Origin of the sequence: Polaromonas sp. CT11-55 (assembly GCF_047303325.1) — a bacterium.
GTDB lineage: Bacteria > Pseudomonadota > Gammaproteobacteria > Burkholderiales > Burkholderiaceae_C > Polaromonas.
Genome location: NZ_JBKBEX010000008.1, coordinates 1 through 18,278, shown reverse-complemented (window position 1 = coordinate 18,278; position 18,278 = coordinate 1). Strand labels below are relative to the sequence as shown.

The following is an 18,278-nucleotide window of genomic DNA, read 5'->3' as shown; positions in this document are numbered from 1 at the left end:
CCACCAAAATCCCCGCATGTCCTCGCAGATCGACTACACCACCAACGAATTGAGGCGAAGAATCCTCAGCGGCCAGGCAGCGCCCGGCGAACGCATGGTGGAGCTGGAGCTTTCCGCCCAGCTGGCCGTGTCGCGCACGCCCATACGCATCGCGCTCGGCGAGCTCGAAAAAGAAGGCCTGCTGGAACGCCTGCCGACGCGCGGCTTTCGCGTGCGCCAGTTCAGTGTGGACGAAATCGCCAACGCTGTCGATGTGCGCGGCGTGCTCGAAGGCATGGCGGCGCGGCAGGCGGCCGAGCGCGGCATCAGTCCCGACACCCAGGCGGAGCTACAGGCCTGCATAGCCGAGGGCCGGCTGCTGCTGGAGAAGGCCGCAGCCGCCGGCCATGTGATTGACGCGGCACGCTGGGTACCCATGAATGCACGCTTTCACGCCGCGCTGGTGGACGCCGCCGGTAACAGCACGCTGGTTTCGGCCCTCGCGCACGTCAGCAAAACCCCGATGGCCGGCGCCGGCGCGCTGAGCCTGAACGGCTCGCTGCCGCTGCTGGAGTTCGGCTTCATCCAGCGCGCCCAGAGCGACCACGAGGACGTGCTGGCCGCCCTGCTGGCCGGCGAAGGCGCCCGCGCCGAGGCACTGATGCGCGAGCACGCCCACCGCAGCCGGGACAACAAGCGCGAACTCATGGCGCGCCTGCAAAAACGTGCGGCGGCCTGAGCGCTTTTGACGCCAACGCCCGCCTCCCGGCGCCGGCAGGGCAGCCGCAGCCTCTACAATCCTGACCATGGCTGCGCCGTGGGCCCGGCCGTGATCGCCCTGCCGGGCCGGCACGGCACACCGCGCCAGCTGTGGGAGTTGCCTCTCGCCCAGGACGCATAAGCCAATCCGGCCGCCCTGCCCCAAGCCGCCAAAAATTTCGTAGCCAAAACTGAAGCCCTTGTCTTGAAAAGGGCTTTGCCATCCCCAGTTGGGAACCTTACCAACACCAACCCTGTTGCCTCGCATGTCTGAAAACACACAACCCGAACAAAATCAAAACCTTAGCGGTGAACCCAGCCCAGAAGAACTGGAAGCGGCGCAGGCCGCCAACGAGTTTGACGCGCTGACCGTGGCCCAGGCCGAAGTCGCCACGCTGCAGGCCAAAAACACCGAGCTGGCCGACAGCTACCTGCGCGCCAAGGCCGAGACCGAAAACGCCCGCCGCCGCGCCGATGAGGACGTGGCCAAGGCCCGCAAGTTCGCGCTGGAAAGCTTTGCCGAAAGCCTGCTGCCGGTGGCCGACAGCCTGGAAGCCGGCCTGGCCATCAAGGAAGCCACGCCCGAGCAGATCCGCGAAGGCGCCGAAGCCACGCTCAAGCAGCTCAAGAGCGCGCTGGAGCGCAACAAGGTCGTGGCCATCGACCCCGCCGCCGGCACCAAATTCGACCCCGCCCAGCACCAGGCCATCAGCATGGTGCCGGCCGACCAGGAAGCCAACACCGTGGTCAGCGTGCTGCAAAAAGGCTATCTGATCGCCGAGCGCGTACTGCGCCCCGCGCTGGTAACGGTGGCAGCCCCCAAATAAACACCCGACAAGAATGCAAAAACATGTTGAGGCCCTTGAAGCCCATCAACTTACCCACAAGTTATCAACATAGTCATTCACAGCGGCCAGGGACAAACCCCGGCCACACCACTTTTAATCTTCACGAATCAAAAAAGCAGGAGTAAATATCATGGGAAGAATCATCGGCATTGACCTGGGCACCACCAACAGCTGCGTGTCCATCATGGAGGGCAACACGCCCCGCGTGATCGAGAACTCGGAAGGCGTGCGCACCACCCCTTCCATCGTGGCTTACCAGGAAGACGGCGAAGTGCTGGTCGGCGCGTCCGCCAAGCGCCAGGCCGTGACCAACCCCAAGAACACGCTGTACGCCGTCAAGCGCCTGATCGGTCGCAAGTTCACCGAAAAAGAAGTCCAGAAGGACATCTCCCTCATGCCTTACTCCATCGTGGCCGCCGACAATGGCGACGCCTGGGTGGAAGTGCGCGGCAAGAAGATTTCCGCGCAACAGGTCAGCGCCGACATCCTGCGCAAGATGAAAAAGACCGCCGAAGACTACCTCGGCGAACCGGTCACCGACGCCGTGATCACCGTGCCCGCCTACTTCAACGACGCGCAGCGCCAGGCCACCAAGGACGCCGGCCGCATCGCCGGCCTGGACGTCAAGCGCATCATCAACGAGCCCACCGCGGCAGCTCTCGCCTTCGGCCTGGACAAGCAGGAAAAGGGCGACCGCAAGATCGCCGTGTACGACCTGGGCGGCGGCACCTTCGACATCTCCATCATCGAGATCGCCGACGTCGATGGTGAAAAGCAGTTCGAAGTGCTGTCCACCAACGGCGACACCTTCCTGGGCGGCGAAGACTTCGACCAGCGCGTCATCGACTACATCGTGGCCGAGTTCAAAAAAGACAGCGGCATCGACCTGTCCAAGGACGTGGTCGCCCTGCAACGCCTGAAGGACTCCGCTGAAAAAGCCAAGATCGAGCTGTCCAACAGCCCGCAGACCGAAGTCAACATTCCCTACATCGCGCACGACCCCGCGACCGGCCCCAAGCACCTGCTGGTCAAGCTGACCCGCGCCAAGCTCGAAAGCCTGGTCGACGAGCTGATCGAGCGCACCATCGCGCCCTGCCGCGTGGCCATGAAGGACGCCGGCGTCAGCGCCTCCGACATCCATGACGTGATCCTGGTCGGCGGCCAGACCCGCATGCCCAAGGTGCAGGAAAAGGTCAAGGAACTGTTCGGCAAGGAGCCGCGCAAGGACGTGAACCCCGACGAAGCCGTGGCTGTGGGCGCCGCCATTCAAGGCCAGGTGCTGTCCGGCGACCGCACCGACGTGCTGCTGCTCGACGTCACCCCGCTGTCCCTGGGCATTGAAACCATGGGCGGCGTGATGACCAAGATGATCAAGAAGAACACGACCATCCCGACCAAGTTCGCGCAGACCTTCTCGACCGCCGAGGACAACCAGCCGGCCGTGACCATCAAGGTGTTCCAGGGCGAACGCGAAATCGCCTCGGGCAACAAGGCGCTGGGCGAGTTCAACCTCGAGGGCATTCCGCCGGCAGCGCGCGGCACGCCGCAGATCGAAGTGTCCTTCGACATCGACGCCAACGGCATCCTGCACGTGGGCGCCAAGGACAAGGGCACCGGCAAGGAAAACAAGATCACCATCAAGGCCAACTCCGGTTTGTCCGAAGCTGAAATCCAGCAGATGGTGAAAGACGCCGAACTGAACGCCGAAGAAGACAAGAAGAAGGTCGAGTTCGTGACCGCGAAAAACAACGCTGAAGCCCTGGTGCACAGCGTGAAAAAATCGCTGGGCGAATACGGCGACAAGCTCGAAGCCGGCGAGAAGGAAAAGATCGAGGCCGCCATCAAGGACATGGAAGAAGCGCTCAAGGGCGACGACAAGGCCGCCATCGACGCCAAGAACACGGCCCTGATGGAAGCCAGCCAGAAGCTCGGCGAAAAGATGTACGCCGACATGCAGGCTTCGCAGGCGGCAGCCGGTGGCGATGCGGGCGCGGCAGGCGCAGCGCAGGCGGAAGCCAAGCCGGCCGACGACAATGTCGTGGACGCTGAAGTCAAGGAAGTCAAAAAAGGCTGAGCGCCGTAAGGCAACAAGCCCCGCATTGGCGCGATAACTGCATGCAAAGGCAGGCGGCACAGGCGGACGCACAAGGGCGGAAACCAGGAGCAATCCCGGCTTTCCGCTTTTGCGCATCTGCCGCCACCCGCGAATGCCCAGTTTGACCGCCCGCTTTCCGGCTGACCCGACGACCCGATCAACGAAGACCCTGAGCTGCCATGGCCACCAAAAAAGACTATTACGACGTACTGGGCGTTCCCAAGAACGCCAGTGACGAGGACATCAAGAAAGCGTATCGCAAGCTCGCGATGAAGCACCACCCCGACCGCAACCAGGGGGATGCATCCAAGGTCGCCGAGGAAAAATTCAAGGAGGCCAAAGAGGCCTACGAGATGCTCTCCGACGAGAACAAACGCGCGGCCTACGACCAGTACGGCCACGCGGGCGTGGACCCGAATATGCGCGGCGGCCCCGGGGCGGAAGGCTTCGGCGGTTTTGCCGAAGCCTTCGGCGACATCTTCGGCGACGTGTTCGGCGGCCAGCGCGGCCAGCAACGCGGCGGGCGCCAGGTCTACCGCGGCGGCGACCTCAGCTACGCCATGGAAATCACGCTTGAGGAAGCGGCTCACGGCAAGGAAGCGCAGATCCGCATCCCGAGCTGGGACGACTGCAACACCTGCCACGGCAGCGGCGCCAAGCCCGGCACCAAGGTGGTGACCTGCACCACCTGCCACGGCCACGGCGTGGTGCAGATGCGCCAGGGCTTTTTCAGCGTGCAGCAGACCTGCCCGCAGTGCAAGGGCACCGGCAAGCTGATCCCCGAACCCTGCGTGACCTGCCACGGCGTGGGCAAGACCAAGAACAACAAGACGCTGGAAGTCAAGATTCCCGCGGGCATCGACGACGGCATGCGCATACGCTCCACCGGCAACGGTGAGCCCGGTACCAACGGCGGCCCGCCCGGCGACCTCTACATCGAGATCCGCCTGAAGAAGCACGACATCTTCGAGCGCGACGGCGACGACCTGCACTGCGCCGTGCCCATCAGCTTCACCACGGCCGCACTGGGTGGCGAGATCGAGGTGCCGACCCTGGCGGGCAAGGCCGCCATCGACATCCCCGAAGGCACCCAGGCCTCCAAGCAGTTCCGCCTGCGCGGCAAGGGCATCAAGGGCGTGCGCTCCAGCTACCCCGGCGACCTGTACTGCCACATCACCGTGGAAACGCCGGTCAAGCTCACCGAGCACCAGCGCAAGCTGCTCAAGGAGCTCGACGAGTCGCTGAAAAAAGGCGGCGCCAAACATTCGCCCAGCGAAGAAGGCTGGGCCGACAAGCTCAAGAGCTTCTTCAGCGCCTGAACGTTTTGATGCTCAGACCCAGAATGCCGGACCTGTTCCGGCATTTTTTTTGGACGCGAAGCGAAGGCGACAGATGTTGTTTTTTGGATGTAGCCGCACACCCTGTCACAGGGTTGTCGTCATCGGGCACCTAGGATCAGCCTTTTTAACTCAGGAAAATAAAATGACCGTATCGACCCGCAAGGCCTTGACCATGAAGCATGGCGGCTTGCTCGCCATCGTTTGCAGCAGCGTGCTGCTGGCCGCCTGCTCCTCTTCGGGCACGCCCTCGCAAGCCGGCCTCTCCACCCTGGACGGCAAGGCACCGCTGGTCATCGCCCACCGCGGCGCTTCCGGCTACATCCCTGAAGAAACGCTGGAAGCCTATGTGCGCGCCATCGAGCTCGGCGCCGACGTGATCGAGATGGACCTGATCGTGACCAAGGACGGCGTGCTGATGATGCGCCACGACCCCAACCTGGCCATCAGCACCGACGTGGCCAAACACCCCGAATTCGCCGCGCGCAAGAAGACCATCAAGGTCGACGGCGAGACCCAGACCGGCTGGTTCAGCGACGACTTCACGCTGGCCGAAATCCGCACCCTGGGCGCGGTCTCGACCGATGCCGAGCGCCCCCAGCAGTTCAACGGCCAATACAAGGTGCCGACCTTCCAGGAAGTCGTGGACCTGGCCAAGGCCCAGTCCATCAAGACCGGCCGCACCATCGCGATCTACCCTGAAACCAAGAACCCGACCTACTTCCGCGAGCGCGGCCTGCCGATGGAAGACAAGCTGATCGCCATCATCAACGCCGCCGGCTGGAACAGCAAGACCGCGCCCATCTACGTGCAGTCTTTTGAACCGGGCAGCCTCAAGTACATGAAGAGCAAGGGCTTGAACACGCGCCTGATCCAGCTCATAGACGGCGACGGCATAGACCCCAAGACCGGCAACGTGACCTTTGCCCTGCCCAGCGACCGCCCTTATGACTGGACCCTGGCCGGCGACAAGCGCTTCTTCGACGCCATGGTCACGCCCGCGGGCCTGGCCGAGATCAAGACCTACGCCGACGGCATAGGCCCCTGGAAGCGCTACATCATCAGCACCAAGGGCACCATAGGCGCCGACGGCAAGCAGGTCGACATCAATGGCGACGGCAAGCTCAACGACGCCGACTCGACCTCGCAACCCGCCACCAGCCTGGTGGCCGATGCGCACAAGGCGGGCCTGTTTGTCCACCCCTTCACCTTCCGCAATGAGCGTCGCCGTCTGGCCGCCGACTACCAGGGCGACCCCAAGGCCGAGTACCTGGCCTTCTACCGCGCCGGCGTGGACGGCGTGTTCACCGACTTCACCGACACCGCGATTGCCGCGCGCACGCAATACCTGAAGGAAGCCGGCCGCTAAGCCCGCGCACTTTCATACGATACGAGCCGTCTGCGCTCCCTTTGGGGGCCAGGCGGCTTTTTCTTTGGGGCCGCTGGGGCCGCAGACACCGGGACTCCTGAAATGCCGGCGGCACACCTCACGACGTTCCCGTCACATCCGTATAGCCCTTGCGCAGTTTCTCCGCGACCAGCTTCTCCACCTCGCGCTCTGCGCGCGACTCAGTGTCGAAGCATTTGATCTGCGTCTGGCCCCGGGTATCGATGCGGCCATAACAGACCACCACTTCCATTTCCTTTCGGCCTATCGACCAGAACTTGCGCGAGCCGCCTTCCGTGTGCTCGAACCGCCGCATCACCGGTCCACCGGAAGGAATCGAAGGTGGCGGCGAGGCAGCTCGCGCCGGTTCAGCAAGCACAGACGCCTCGGCCAGGGAAGCCAGCCCCTCGGTGTGCTCCTGCGGCGGCATCGTGAGTTGCAGTAGATCCGGCTCCGAATGCGCACTGGGCGGCCCGTCGCGCAGCGCCCGCTGAATCTGTTCGATCACGGCTTCGGGTTGGTGGAACCAGTCCTTCGAGAGGATTTGCACGGTGTGCCAGTTGAACGACCGGAGAATCCTGGGCCGCGAGACATACCGTTCATGAACGTCGCCGCTACCGTATTGCGCCTCTGTGTCGACGAGCACGCCCAGGCGATACAGCCCGCTCTCCCCGTCGCGCAGCGCGAGTTCGCAGCGAAACCGCGATTGCCCCACCTGCGCATCCACCACGTGCCCGCGCTCGCGCAGCGCCCGCGCGAGCTGCTCGACGACATCCTCCGGCTTGTGCCGCCCGCCGAGCGCGCTGCGTGTCGACGGGTTCATCGCCTCGAGCACGCTCTGCGCGAGCTGCGCCTGCCCGTGGGACAAATGCTCCGCATACCGGAGAAACTGCTTGAGTGCGGCGGCGCCGTCGTTGTAGTCGTTGGTGATCGACTCGTGCCGGATCGATGTCACGACCGCCATGTGATGCCGCGCCCGGCTGAAGATCACGTTCAGGCGTTTTTCGCCGCCGCGTTGATTGATCGGGCCGAAGTTCATCAGCATCTTGCGCGCGGGTGCCGGGCCCGGCCCATAGCAGATGCTCAGGATGATGATGTCGCGCTCGTCGCCTTGCACATTTTCGAGGTTCTTCACGAAAAGGCCGCAGAACTGGTCGTCCTCCTCGCGGACATACTCCGCTTCGAGTCGCGCGGCGAACTCCGCGTCGGTGGCTGCCAAGGCTTCGAGCGCGGACTCGATCTCGCTTTGTTGCGCCTCCGAGAACGCGACGATTCCGATGCTCGGGTGCCCCTCGCGCGTGAGCAGCTCGCGCGCCATGCGCGCGATGTAGCCGGCTTCGTCGAGGTTGGAGCGCTCGGCATACACGGCATCAGGAAGATGGTGAAAGCTGACCGGCCGCGAAAGCAGCGCGGTGGCGCCGGCCTGCGCCGCTTCCGCCGACGAGGCATCGCGCACGACCACATCCGATTCATCCGCTGCGGCGTAGGCCCGGTCGGGAATGGTGTACAGGTTACCCCCGTAAAACGCCGCATTTGAAAAACCGATCAGTGACTCCGAACGGCTGCGGTAGTGCCAGGCCAGCAGCGTCGCGGGCAGGTTGCGCGCGCCCTGATTGAGCAGACTGTCCGCGTCGAGCACGACCGAAAGCCGCTCGCCTTCGTCCCCATCCACCGACACACTCTCGTCCTCCTCGTTCCGATTCGAAGAGAAGAAACTCGTCGGCGGCAGTTGCATCTCGTCGCCGACAATAACGACCTGCGGTGCCCGGTAGAGCGCCGGCACCGCCTCCTCCACCGGAATCTGGCTCGCCTCATCGAAGATCACGACGTCAAAATCCTTACCTGACATGGGCAGCGTGTCGGACACCGACAGGGGGCTCATGAGCCAGATCGGCTTCATGTCGCGCACGACGCGGCCGGTATCGCCGCTCGCCAGCTCGCGAATGGACTTGTAGCGCATCGTCTTGCCGAACTCGTGCTCCAGTTCGCGACGGCCCGCGGCGTATGACTTCTTGAACTGCTTGCCGCTCTCATCGAGCTGCGAGGCCGCGAGCATGGAGCGCCGCACATTCTCCCGGAATCGCTGGCGCACAAGCGCCCGGGCCACGTCGGCGTTAAGTTCCAGCAACTGTTTCTCACCCAGCCCGATGCGCTCGGCATGGCGCGCGAGCGCGGCGGCGTCGAAGCGCGGCAGCCAGCGCTCCTTACGGTAAATCCGCTCGAGGCTTTCACGCGCGATGACGTACTCAATGCCCGAAGGCGGTAACGCGACGAGGTGCAAGGCGGCGGCGAACGCCGGGTCAGCATCGGTCAATTCGCGCAGCAGCGGCAAGACTTCCGGCAGGCTGTCAGCGCACTCGCGCAGGTCGCGCACCAGCTCCCCCAGCCCTTCGAGCGGGACGGTGTCGATTTCGCGCAGGAACGAAGCCAGCACCGAGGCGAGTCCGTCGATCTTCGCGATCAGGTCGCTAAGGCCTTCGGACGAAACGCGCGAGCCCGCGGCCGCCAGCGCTTGTGAAAAACTGTGCAGCGACGCATGCGCTTGCACGTCCGCGCGCAGCGCCTGCAGCTCGTTGGCATAAATGTCGGCTTCGGGTGTGCCGTAGCTCCCGGCGAAGCGGGCACGCGCGGCGTTCAGTTGCTCCGCCGCCTCGTGCTCCCGCGAGAGCTCCGTCAACAGCCCTGCGAGCTTCGGCTTTACCGCATGTGCGCTGAAGTCGTAGTGCGCGTTCAGCACGCCGCGCAAACGCCACCACGAGGGCGAGAGCCAGCGCATCGCTGATCCTTCCTGCATGCGCGCCTGTGCCAGCGCCTGCGCCGTGTCGGCGGGCGCGAGCTTTCGCCGCCAATGGGTCGTGAGCGCCTGTGCCTGGACAAGCTGCCGGGCGCACCCGTCAATGCCGGCGCGCTCGTCGTCGAAGGCCTTTGCCGCATCGCTTCGCGCATCCAGCAGGCCGTGAAACGCGCTGTCGCCGAGCGCCGCCAGCCGGCGTGCGAAATCCACCAGCCGCTTTAATTCCGTCCACTCGAGGTTTCCCGCCTCGGGCCATAGCGAAGCCAGCGCATCGAACGCTGCATCGATCATCGGCTCGGCCGTGTCGACCAGCCGCAGCACCGCGCCCAAAGGCTGCTCCGCGCGCACCAGCTCGTCGCTCAGGCGCGCGAACACATGCTCTGCCAGTGCGGACACGCCGAACACCTCCTGCAGCACCTGCCCGATGCGCAAGGCCAGTCCGCCGTGGACCTGCCAAGCCGCGTACTCCGGCAAGGCCTCGGCGGCTGCGGCGGGCAGTTCCGCCGCGTGCGGCGCGAGCGCCACCAGACGCCGCAGCAGCCCATGCGCCGAGAGGCCCACCGGCTCGCCACCCGAGCGCATCGCGGCGTCGAAACGCTCGAGCGCCGCAAGGTCCTCCTGCACCAGTTCCGCGACCTGCGCACGCTGCCGCACCAGTTCCTCGGAGGCGTCGGCGTTGGCGAGCCACTGCTCGTAGGTCTGCTTGAGGTCGAGCACGAAGCCCTTTTTGTCTGTCTGCGAGTCGTGGATCATGCAGCACAGCTCGTCGAGCCGTTGCTGCCGCAGCCGGTGGAACACCACGTCGATGGCGGCTCGCTTCTCGCAGACGAACAGCACACGCTTGCCGCGCCCCACTTGATCGGCGATGAGGTTGGTGATGGTCTGCGATTTACCGGTGCCGGGCGGGCCCTGGATGATGTAACTCTCGCCCGAGCGGGCCAGGGCGACGGCGGCCATCTGCGTCGCGTCGGCGGGCACCACCGTCCATCGGTCGGGCAGAGGGATCAGGTCGGCGGGCCGGTCTTCCAGCGCGCGCGGCTTGAGCGAGAACACGCGCTTGAATGCCTCGTTGGCGATATCGCCCTCGACCAGTGCGTTGTAGTCGCGCACCAGCGACATCTTTCGGTAGTTGAAGTTTCCAAGCGTCACCGAAGTGAGGTCGAGATCCCATTCGTAGGGGTTGCCTGTGCGCTCGCGCTGCAAAAAGGTCGTCCGCTCGTCCTCCGCGGCCGCTGCGGGTGCCACGTTCGGGTGGCGCGGGGCCGGCGCGGCGCCCAGCGCATCGCGCAGAGGCAACGCGGCGGGCCGCACGCGCTCGTGGAACAGTTTGAGTCCAAGCGGGCGAAAGTCGTCCTCGGCATAGCTGTAGTCCGTGTCGAGCGTGGCCGGTGTCGCGGCGCGCGCGGGCTCATTGCGGCGCCGGCGGCGGAACTGCTCGAGCCGCTGGCGCGCGCGCTGGTGGATCAGCTCAATCTCCGGCTTGTCGACCAGGTTGAGCCGCACGCCCGGCTCACTGGCCGCGATACCGGCCTGCAGCGAACGATGAAACGCCGCGAGGGCCTCGTCGGTCAAATCCACGGTCTCGGGCAACTCTATCCCATAGACTGTGCGCAGCTGGTGGCGCAGCACCGGGTTGACCTCCGCCCCCGGCGCCTGCGCCTGTAGCACGTACTGATCGCGCACGCCCTTCTTGCGCGTCAGCTCCACCGGCAACAGCAGGAGAGGCGACACGATGCGCTCGTCCTTCGCCTCCTTGAGGTTGTGCCAGCGAAAGAAAGCGAGCACCAGCGAAAGCTGCGAAAGACCGTACTCGGCGCGGTCCCGGCGGTCTTCCTGCATGATGCGGTCGAGCGCGCTCGGCAGATAGGGCTGGTCCTCGAAGCGCAGCCAGTTGGCCAGCAACACCTTGTCGCCACCGCCGACGGCCGCGGCGAACTTCCCGGTCCAGACACAGAGTTGGTCCAACCGGATATTCTTCATGTCGACCACGAGCGGCACGCTCGCGACGGTGAGGTTCACCGAAGACTGCGTCGGCCGGAAATGCAGCAGGCGGTTACGTCGCGAGAGATCGAACAGACGGTCGCGCAGATGCGCCTGCATGGCGCGCTGCTGGCGCGCCTCTCCGGTCTGGCCCGCCAGCACCCTATCGATCGCCAGATCCTGCGGCTGCTCGCGATAGGTCTCCAGACGGGTGATCAGCGAGGCCAGGTCCTTGGCCCGCCGCCGCCGGTCGAGCTCGGTCATCTCGACAATGATGCTCGCGACCACGGGGTGCAGCCGGGTCTGAAGCTCGAACAGGTTGTTCCGGTGGCGCGCGAACGAGCGCACATCGTCCTCGTCAGTGAAGTCGAGGTCGCAGGAAAGGCTCGCGAGCACCTGGCCGAGGCAGAAGATGTCGGTGACGGCGTCGTGATGGCCGACCACCTGCTCCCAGCATCGGTAACCTGGCATGTACACTGGGCGCGTCAGCGTTTCGGCCGTTGGCGCACCTGCGACGCGGAGGTCCTCGGAGGTGTAATCAAGCGGATCTTGCGTTACGCGGCTTTCCCCGACCACTTGCAGCACGGACGACACCGGCGCCAGCACCTTCTCCACGGCATCGCGGTGGTCCCGCGCGGCGTGGCCATGCGGGTCACGCAGGGCGAGCGTGCCGCCAACATCCACCACCACATCGCGCGGACCGTCTAAATCGGCGGTTTTTTCGCTGGCATGAAGGCCGGCGACCTCTCGAAACAACGGCAGCGCGAGCGCGAGAACGTCCTCGGTCTGCAGTCCGCCGCGCGAGGCCCCCGCCTCGAGCAACTGGATAAATGAAAGATCATCCGACATGGTTTTTTTCGGTCTTGTCCAGCAGGGCACGCGCACCCTGCTTGAGTTTGCTGAATTGCCGCTTGGTCATTTTGAGGTCTTTCAACATGCGCGCCTGCAGCTGATCGCCGACGTTCCAGGCGTCGCCCAATTCGAGCGCCCAGGCAAGCGCGACATCCTCCATTGCACGGTCGCTGGCGGCGATGTCGATCAGCAAGGCGCTTAGGTAGTCGGCGCACCGAGGGGCCGCAGCCAGATCGTGCGTCAGAGTGTCATCCGACTTACCGCCGGCCTCGAAGTCGGGAAAGAACCTGCGCGCGTGGGCCAAGTTAGCGTCGCTCCGCATCCAGGCCGGTCGCAGCATCTCCGCGAGCGCGCGGCGAGTGAGCGACTCGAGCTGCAACTGGGCCAGCCAGTCGGCCTGATCCAGGTTCAGCGGGCCGCGCAGCGCGGCGTCGAGCCAGGACTCGGCCTGCGCGTCGCCGCTGGCCCAGAGGCCAAGCGCATGGGCGCGCAGGAAGGATTCAGGATGGCTGGCCTGCGACGACCCGGCCGGCTCCCTGGCGACCACCTCGGCCGCTTGCGCGAGATAGCTCGCACCGCTCACATTGCTGAGGCCCGTCGCCGACTTCACGAGCGCGGCGACGGACGCTTCGACCGAACCGCTCGCGACCACCGAGCCGCGGTCGGCATAGGCCTCGGTGAATAGCCGGAACAGGCGGTTGGTCTGCAGTTGCGCGGGCGTGGCGCCGGGGTGGGCCGCGGTTGCCTCGAGAACGCGGTCCGCCGCGTGATAAATACCGCCGGCCTCGGTCCACAGCTTGTAGTGGGCCAGCTCATGGCCGAGCACCGCCTCGATCTCGGGGCCCGTGAGACGGTCGAGCAAGGGTCCGGAGAACACCACGTGCGCTTCGCCGACCAGAAAGTAGAGACTGGCATTGATCTGGCCGTCATTGCCCTGGTAGAGCGTGATCGGCACGTCGAGCCCGAGGCGGGCCGCTGCTGCGTTGGCGGCCCGGTGCAGGTCGGGGTAGGTGGCGGCGTCGAGGCGATAGGCCTGCTTGAGCAATGCTTCGCGGACCGCTTCGGCATGCTCTTCGCGCGACCTGGCGGAACAGGCCCACGCCCAGACTTCCTGCTCGCGCTCTTTGAGGTAACCGACCACCGCCTCATGATAAGGAAGAGGCAGAAGTACGCCGGCTCCCGGGGAGATATTGATTGAACTCTCTTGCTGCATCCCTGACCTCCGTGGCTATTATTGCAGCAGAAGGTGTGGCAGAAGTGGCAGCAGGAGTTGCGGCACCGACGGCATCCCGCGGCAAGCAGCGGGCGCGGATCGAAACCCGGCCCGGCGAGCCGGTATTTCCCCCGGGCCGCGCTTTTTTTCTCAAAATGGCACAGCACGCGCGGCGATCACGGGCGATGCGGCCGGAGTCGTCGCTTATAGTGGCCTGTCCGCGGCAAGCCGCCGCCGCCCCCATCAGCAGAAGAGGCCACCCCATGAAAACCAAAGCCGCCGTCGCCTGGAAATCAGGCCAGCCCCTGACGATTGAAACCGTGGACCTGCAAGGCCCGAAGTTCGGCGAGGTGCTCGTCGAGATCAAGGCCACCGGCATCTGCCACACCGACTACTACACGCTCTCGGGCGCCGACCCCGAAGGCATCTTCCCGGCCATCCTGGGCCATGAAGGCGCGGGCGTCGTGGTCGACGTCGGCCCCGGCGTAACCACACTTAAAAAAGGCGACCACGTCATCCCGCTCTACACACCGGAATGCCGGCAGTGCAAATTCTGCCTCTCGCGCAAGACCAATTTGTGTCAGCTGATACGCGGCACCCAGGGCAAGGGCCTGATGCCCGACGCGACCAGCCGCTTCAGCCTGGACGGCAAGCCCATCTTCCACTACATGGGCACCTCGACCTTCAGCAACTACACGGTCGCGCCCGAAATCTCGCTGGCCAAGATCCGTGAGGATGCGCCCTTCGACAAGGTCTGCTACATAGGCTGCGGCGTGACCACCGGCATAGGCGCGGTGCTGTTCACCGCCAAGGTCGAAGCCGGCGCCAACGTCGTGGTGTTCGGCCTGGGCGGCATAGGCCTCAATGTGATCCAGGGCGCGAAGATGGTGGGCGCCGACAAGATCATCGGCGTGGACATCAACCCCGCGCGGCAGGAGATGGCGCGCAAGTTCGGCATGACGCACTTCATCAACCCCAAGGAAACGGAAAATGTCGTCGACGCCATCGTGCAGCTGACCGATGGCGGCGCCGACTACAGCTTTGAATGCATAGGCAACACCAAGGTGATGCGCCAGGCGCTGGAATGCACCCACAAGGGCTGGGGCCGCAGCATCATCATCGGCGTGGCCGAAGCCGGCGCCGAGATCAGCACCCGCCCCTTCCAGCTCGTGACCGGCCGCAAATGGGAAGGCTCGGCCTTCGGCGGCGCGCGCGGCCGCACCGACGTGCCCAAAATCGTCGACTGGTATATGGAAGGCAAGATCAACATCGACGACCTGATCACGCACACCATGCCGCTGGAGGACATCAACAAGGGCTTTGATCTTATGAAGAGCGGCGAGTCCATTCGCAGCGTGGTTCTTTACTGAACGGCATGGCAAGCCAGCTCGAACTCCTCAGCGAACACGGCTGCTTCGGCGGCCTGCAGCGCTTTTACCAGCACGGCTCGCGCGAGATCGGCCTGCCCATGCGCTTTTCGGTCTTTCTGCCGCCGCAGGCCGTGGACGGCAACAAGGTGCCCTTCCTGGTCTACCTCGCGGGCCTGACCTGCAACGAAGAAACCTTCATGATCAAAGCGGGTGCCCAGCGCCTGGCCGCCGAGCTGGGCCTGGCCCTGGTCGCGCCCGACACCAGCCCGCGCGGCGCCAAGGTCCCAGGCGAAACCGACAACTGGGACTTCGGCGTGGGCGCCGGCTTCTACCTCGACGCCACGCAAGCCCCATGGTCCCAGCACTACCGCATGGAGAGCTACATCACGGCGGAGCTGCTGCCGCTGCTGGCCGGCGCCCTGCCGCTGGACGCGGAGCGCATCGGCCTCTTCGGCCATTCCATGGGCGGCCATGGTGCGCTGACACTCGCGCTCAGGCATCCGGACCTGTTCAAGTCGGTCTCGGCCTTTGCGCCCATCTGCGCGCCCAGCCGGTGCCCCTGGGGGCGCAAGGCCTTCACCGGCTATCTCGGCAGCGATGAGTCCACCTGGGCCGAGCACGACGCCACGGCCTTGATGAATCTCATGCCCGCGGCGCCCTACCCCGGCGGCATTCGCGTAGACCAAGGCCTGGCCGACAAATTCCTCGCCGAGCAGCTGCACCCCGAGCTGTTTGAAGCCGCCTGTGCCAAGGCCGGCCAGCCGCTGGCACTGCACCGCCATGCGGGCTACGACCACGGCTATTACTTCATCGCGAGCTTCATGGCCGAACACCTGCACCACCATGCGCGGCAACTGGGTTTGACGGCCCAGGCTTAAGGACCGCATAAGCCCACGGCCCATACAATGCAGCGCTATGCCGCTGCAAGCCCCGTCCGACGCCGGAACCCTTCCCCGCCCACCTGATCAACCCACTCGCGGCATGCGCCCGCTGTGGCTGGTGGTGCTGGCCAGCATCTGGATCGCCACCGTGTGCAACGTCGCGCTGTGGCGCGAGCTGTCCCGCCTGCCGGGCCTGAGCGGCGGCCAGGCCGCCGTCATCAGCATCGCGCTGGTGCTGGTGATCACGCTGGCCACCACGGCCCTGCTGAGCCTGCTGGCCTGGCGCTGGACGCTCAAGCCGGCCATTACCCTGTTCCTGCTCTCGGCGGCCTTTGGCGCCTACTTCATGATGGCCTACGGCGTGGTCATCGACAAGACCATGATGGTCAACACCCTGCAGACCGACGTGCGCGAAACCCGCGACCTGCTGAACTGGCGTTTGCTGGCCACGGTGCTGGTGCTGGCGGTGCTGCCGCTGGTGCTGCTGTGGCGGCAAAAAGTCAGGCGGGCCAGTGCCGCACGGCAGCTGCTGGGCAACTTTGCCACGCTGGCCGGCGCCTCCGTGCTGCTGGTGCTGGTGGTGTTCCTGTTTTTCCAGAGCATTGCCTCGGTCATGCGCAACTACACCCATGTGCGCTACCTGATCAACCCGCTCAATTCTTTCTACGCGCTGGGCTCCATCGCGGCCAAGCCTTTCCAGCGCGATGAGTCCGTGGTGTTGCCGCTGGGCGAAGACGCCAAACTGGGCGCCAGCTACAGCGCGCAAAACAAGCCACCGTTGCTGCTGCTGGTACTGGGCGAGACGGCGCGCAGCGGCAACTTCTCGCTCAACGGTTACGGCCGCCCGACCAACCCGCTGCTGGCCAAAGAGAACGTCGCGAGCCAGCGCAACGCCTGGTCCTGCGGCACCAGCACGGCCGCCTCCGTGCCCTGCATGTTCTCCCACTTCGGGCGCGAGGCCTATGACTCGCGGCCGGCCAATTACGAAGGCCTGCTCGACGTGCTGCAGCGCGCGGGCCTGGCCGTGCTCTGGATAGACAACCAGTCGGGCTGCAAGGGCGTGTGCGACCGGGTGCCTAATGTCAACACGGTGCAGCTCCAGGTGCCCGGCCTGTGCGACAGCGGCGAATGTTTTGACGAGGTGATGCTGCACGGCATCGACGAACGCATCGCCGCGCTGCCCCCCGAGCGGCGCGCCAAAGGCGTAGTGGTGGTGATGCACCAGATGGGCGGCCACGGCCCGGCCTATTTCAAACGCTCGCCGCAGGCCGTCAAAAAATTCCTGCCCGAGTGCACCGACAACGCGCTGCAAAGCTGCAGCAAGGAAGGCCTCGTCAATGCCTACGACAACAGCATCGTCTACACCGACAAGCTGCTGGCCTCCTCCATCCAGTGGCTCAAGGCACAGGAAGCGCGCAGCGCGCCCGCCCTGCTCTACCTGGCCGACCATGGCGAATCGCTGGGCGAGAACAACCTCTACCTGCACGGCATGCCCTACGGCATCGCGCCCGATGTGCAAAAGCGCGTGCCCTGGATCACCTGGCTGTCGCCCGGCTTCGAGCAGCGCAGCAAGCTGACGACGGCCTGCCTCAAGCAGCAACTCGATGTGCCCGTCAGCCACGACAACTACTTCCATTCGGTACTGGGCCTGATGAATGTGCAGACCGCGGTCTACAAGCCCGCGCTCGACATCTACGCACACTGCGCCAAGCCCTGAGCACCCGGTGAATCCATCACCGGATGCCACGTAGGGCTTTAACAGCCCGCCATGCATCCGCCTGGCGATGCGCCTAATATTCACATTTCATCTCAATAACAATTCTCTTATGCAAGGGTTGAATATGAATATTCGCAAGGCCGTCGCCTCCGCACTCCTTTTGACACTCGCTTTCGGCGCCAGCGCCGCCGACCTGCTCGACACCGTCAAGCAGCGCGGCACGCTCAAGGTGGCCCTCGAAGGCACCTATCCTCCGTTCAACTACAAGGAAGGCGGCCAGCTTGCCGGCTTTGAAGTCGAGCTGGCCAATGCCCTGGCGCAAAAGCTGGGCGTGAAGGCCGAGTTCTCGACCAGCGAATGGAGCGCCATCCTGGCCGGCCTGCAGGCCGGCAAGTACGACGTGGTGATCAACCAGGTCGGCATCACCGACAAGCGCAAGGAGACCTTTGACTTCTCCGAGCCCTACACCATCTCGGCCCCGCAGCTCATCATCCGCAAGGATGAAAAGCGCGAGTTCAAATCGCTGGCCGATCTCAAGGGCAAAAAGCTGGGCCTGGGCCAGGGCACCAACTACGCCGACATCGCCAAGAAGGTGGGCGGTATAGACGTCAAGACCTATCCCGGCGCGCAAGAGTATTTGCAGGACCTGGCACTGGGCCGCATCGACGCGGCGCTTAACGACAGCCTCTTGATCCCCTACATCGTCAAGCAGACCAAGCTGCCGCTCAAGCCCGGTGCGCCCGTGGGCGATCTCGAAAAATCCGGCATCCCCTTCGTCAAGAACAACCCCAAGTTCAAGGCCGCCATCGACAAGGCACTGGCCGACCTGCAGGCCGACGGGAGCTTCGCGAAAATCTCCACCAAGTGGTTTGACCGCGACGTGAGCAAGCCGCCTGTCGCGAAGTAACATCCCATCAGCCGCGCGCCGCCCTTTGGCAGGCGCCTGAAACACCCCGGCTCTTAGAACCTGTTCACGGCCTAAACGGGGCCGCGCAAGCCCCTTCTCGGGATGGGATGCAAGGCGCGGTGCGACGCCCATAGCACGGCTATGGGCTAGCGCCGCAAC

General features: G+C 64.9%; 11 protein-coding genes. 9 read left to right on the top strand and 2 right to left on the bottom strand.

The features are described 5' to 3' along the window. Positions 1–16 precede the first annotated feature (16 nt). The 5 genes from ACEN8I_RS09770 (at position 17) to ACEN8I_RS09750 (ending at position 6,387) form a co-directional block, all read left to right on the top strand. The gene (locus ACEN8I_RS09770) at positions 17–718 is read left to right on the top strand and encodes a GntR family transcriptional regulator (protein WP_413328203.1); all 702 of its coding nucleotides are present in this window, start codon (positions 17–19) and stop codon (positions 716–718) included. A gap of 286 nt (positions 719–1,004) precedes the next feature. After that, positions 1,005–1,565 (top strand): nucleotide exchange factor GrpE, encoded by a 561-nt coding sequence (gene grpE, locus ACEN8I_RS09765; protein WP_413328202.1) that lies wholly within the window; start codon positions 1,005–1,007, stop codon positions 1,563–1,565. 151 nt (positions 1,566–1,716) lie between these two features. Then, entirely contained in the window at positions 1,717–3,660 is a 1,944-nt protein-coding gene (gene dnaK, locus ACEN8I_RS09760) for a molecular chaperone DnaK (protein ID WP_413328201.1), read from the top strand. A 200-nt stretch (positions 3,661–3,860) separates the two neighbouring features. Then, positions 3,861–5,000, top strand: coding sequence for a molecular chaperone DnaJ (gene dnaJ / locus ACEN8I_RS09755; protein WP_413328200.1), 1,140 nt, complete (start codon positions 3,861–3,863; stop codon positions 4,998–5,000). A gap of 193 nt (positions 5,001–5,193) precedes the next feature. After that, positions 5,194–6,387: a glycerophosphodiester phosphodiesterase gene (locus ACEN8I_RS09750; RefSeq protein ID WP_413328363.1), complete on the top strand. Its 1,194-nt coding sequence runs from the start codon at positions 5,194–5,196 to the stop codon at positions 6,385–6,387. 118 nt (positions 6,388–6,505) lie between these two features. Here ACEN8I_RS09750 and ACEN8I_RS09745 read toward each other — a convergent pair whose 3' ends face one another. Continuing rightward, a complete protein-coding gene (locus ACEN8I_RS09745) occupies positions 6,506–12,028 on the bottom strand; it encodes an AAA domain-containing protein (protein ID WP_413328199.1) in 5,523 nt (1,840 codons plus the stop codon). Then, positions 12,018–13,244, bottom strand: a complete 1,227-nt coding sequence (locus ACEN8I_RS09740; protein ID WP_413328198.1) for a M48 family metalloprotease — start codon at positions 13,242–13,244, stop codon at positions 12,018–12,020. The genes ACEN8I_RS09745 and ACEN8I_RS09740 overlap by 11 nt, the downstream gene beginning before the upstream one ends. Positions 13,245–13,507: 263 nt before the next feature. On the opposite strand from ACEN8I_RS09740, the gene ACEN8I_RS09735 reads away from it, so the two are divergent. The 4 genes from ACEN8I_RS09735 (at position 13,508) to ACEN8I_RS09720 (ending at position 18,119) form a co-directional block, all read left to right on the top strand. Then, on the top strand, positions 13,508–14,614 hold the full coding sequence (locus tag ACEN8I_RS09735; protein WP_413328197.1) for an S-(hydroxymethyl)glutathione dehydrogenase/class III alcohol dehydrogenase: 1,107 nt from the start codon (positions 13,508–13,510) through the stop codon (positions 14,612–14,614). A 5-nt stretch (positions 14,615–14,619) separates the two neighbouring features. Then, the gene (fghA, locus tag ACEN8I_RS09730) at positions 14,620–15,492 is read left to right on the top strand and encodes an S-formylglutathione hydrolase (protein WP_413328195.1); all 873 of its coding nucleotides are present in this window, start codon (positions 14,620–14,622) and stop codon (positions 15,490–15,492) included. Between the two features lie 37 nt (positions 15,493–15,529). After that, complete coding sequence (locus tag ACEN8I_RS09725) at positions 15,530–17,212, top strand: phosphoethanolamine transferase (RefSeq protein WP_413328194.1); 1,683 nt, start codon at positions 15,530–15,532, stop codon at positions 17,210–17,212. Between the two features lie 124 nt (positions 17,213–17,336). Further along, positions 17,337–18,119, top strand: a complete 783-nt coding sequence (locus tag ACEN8I_RS09720) for a transporter substrate-binding domain-containing protein (protein ID WP_413328193.1) — start codon at positions 17,337–17,339, stop codon at positions 18,117–18,119. The last annotated feature ends 159 nt before the right edge of the window (positions 18,120–18,278 follow it).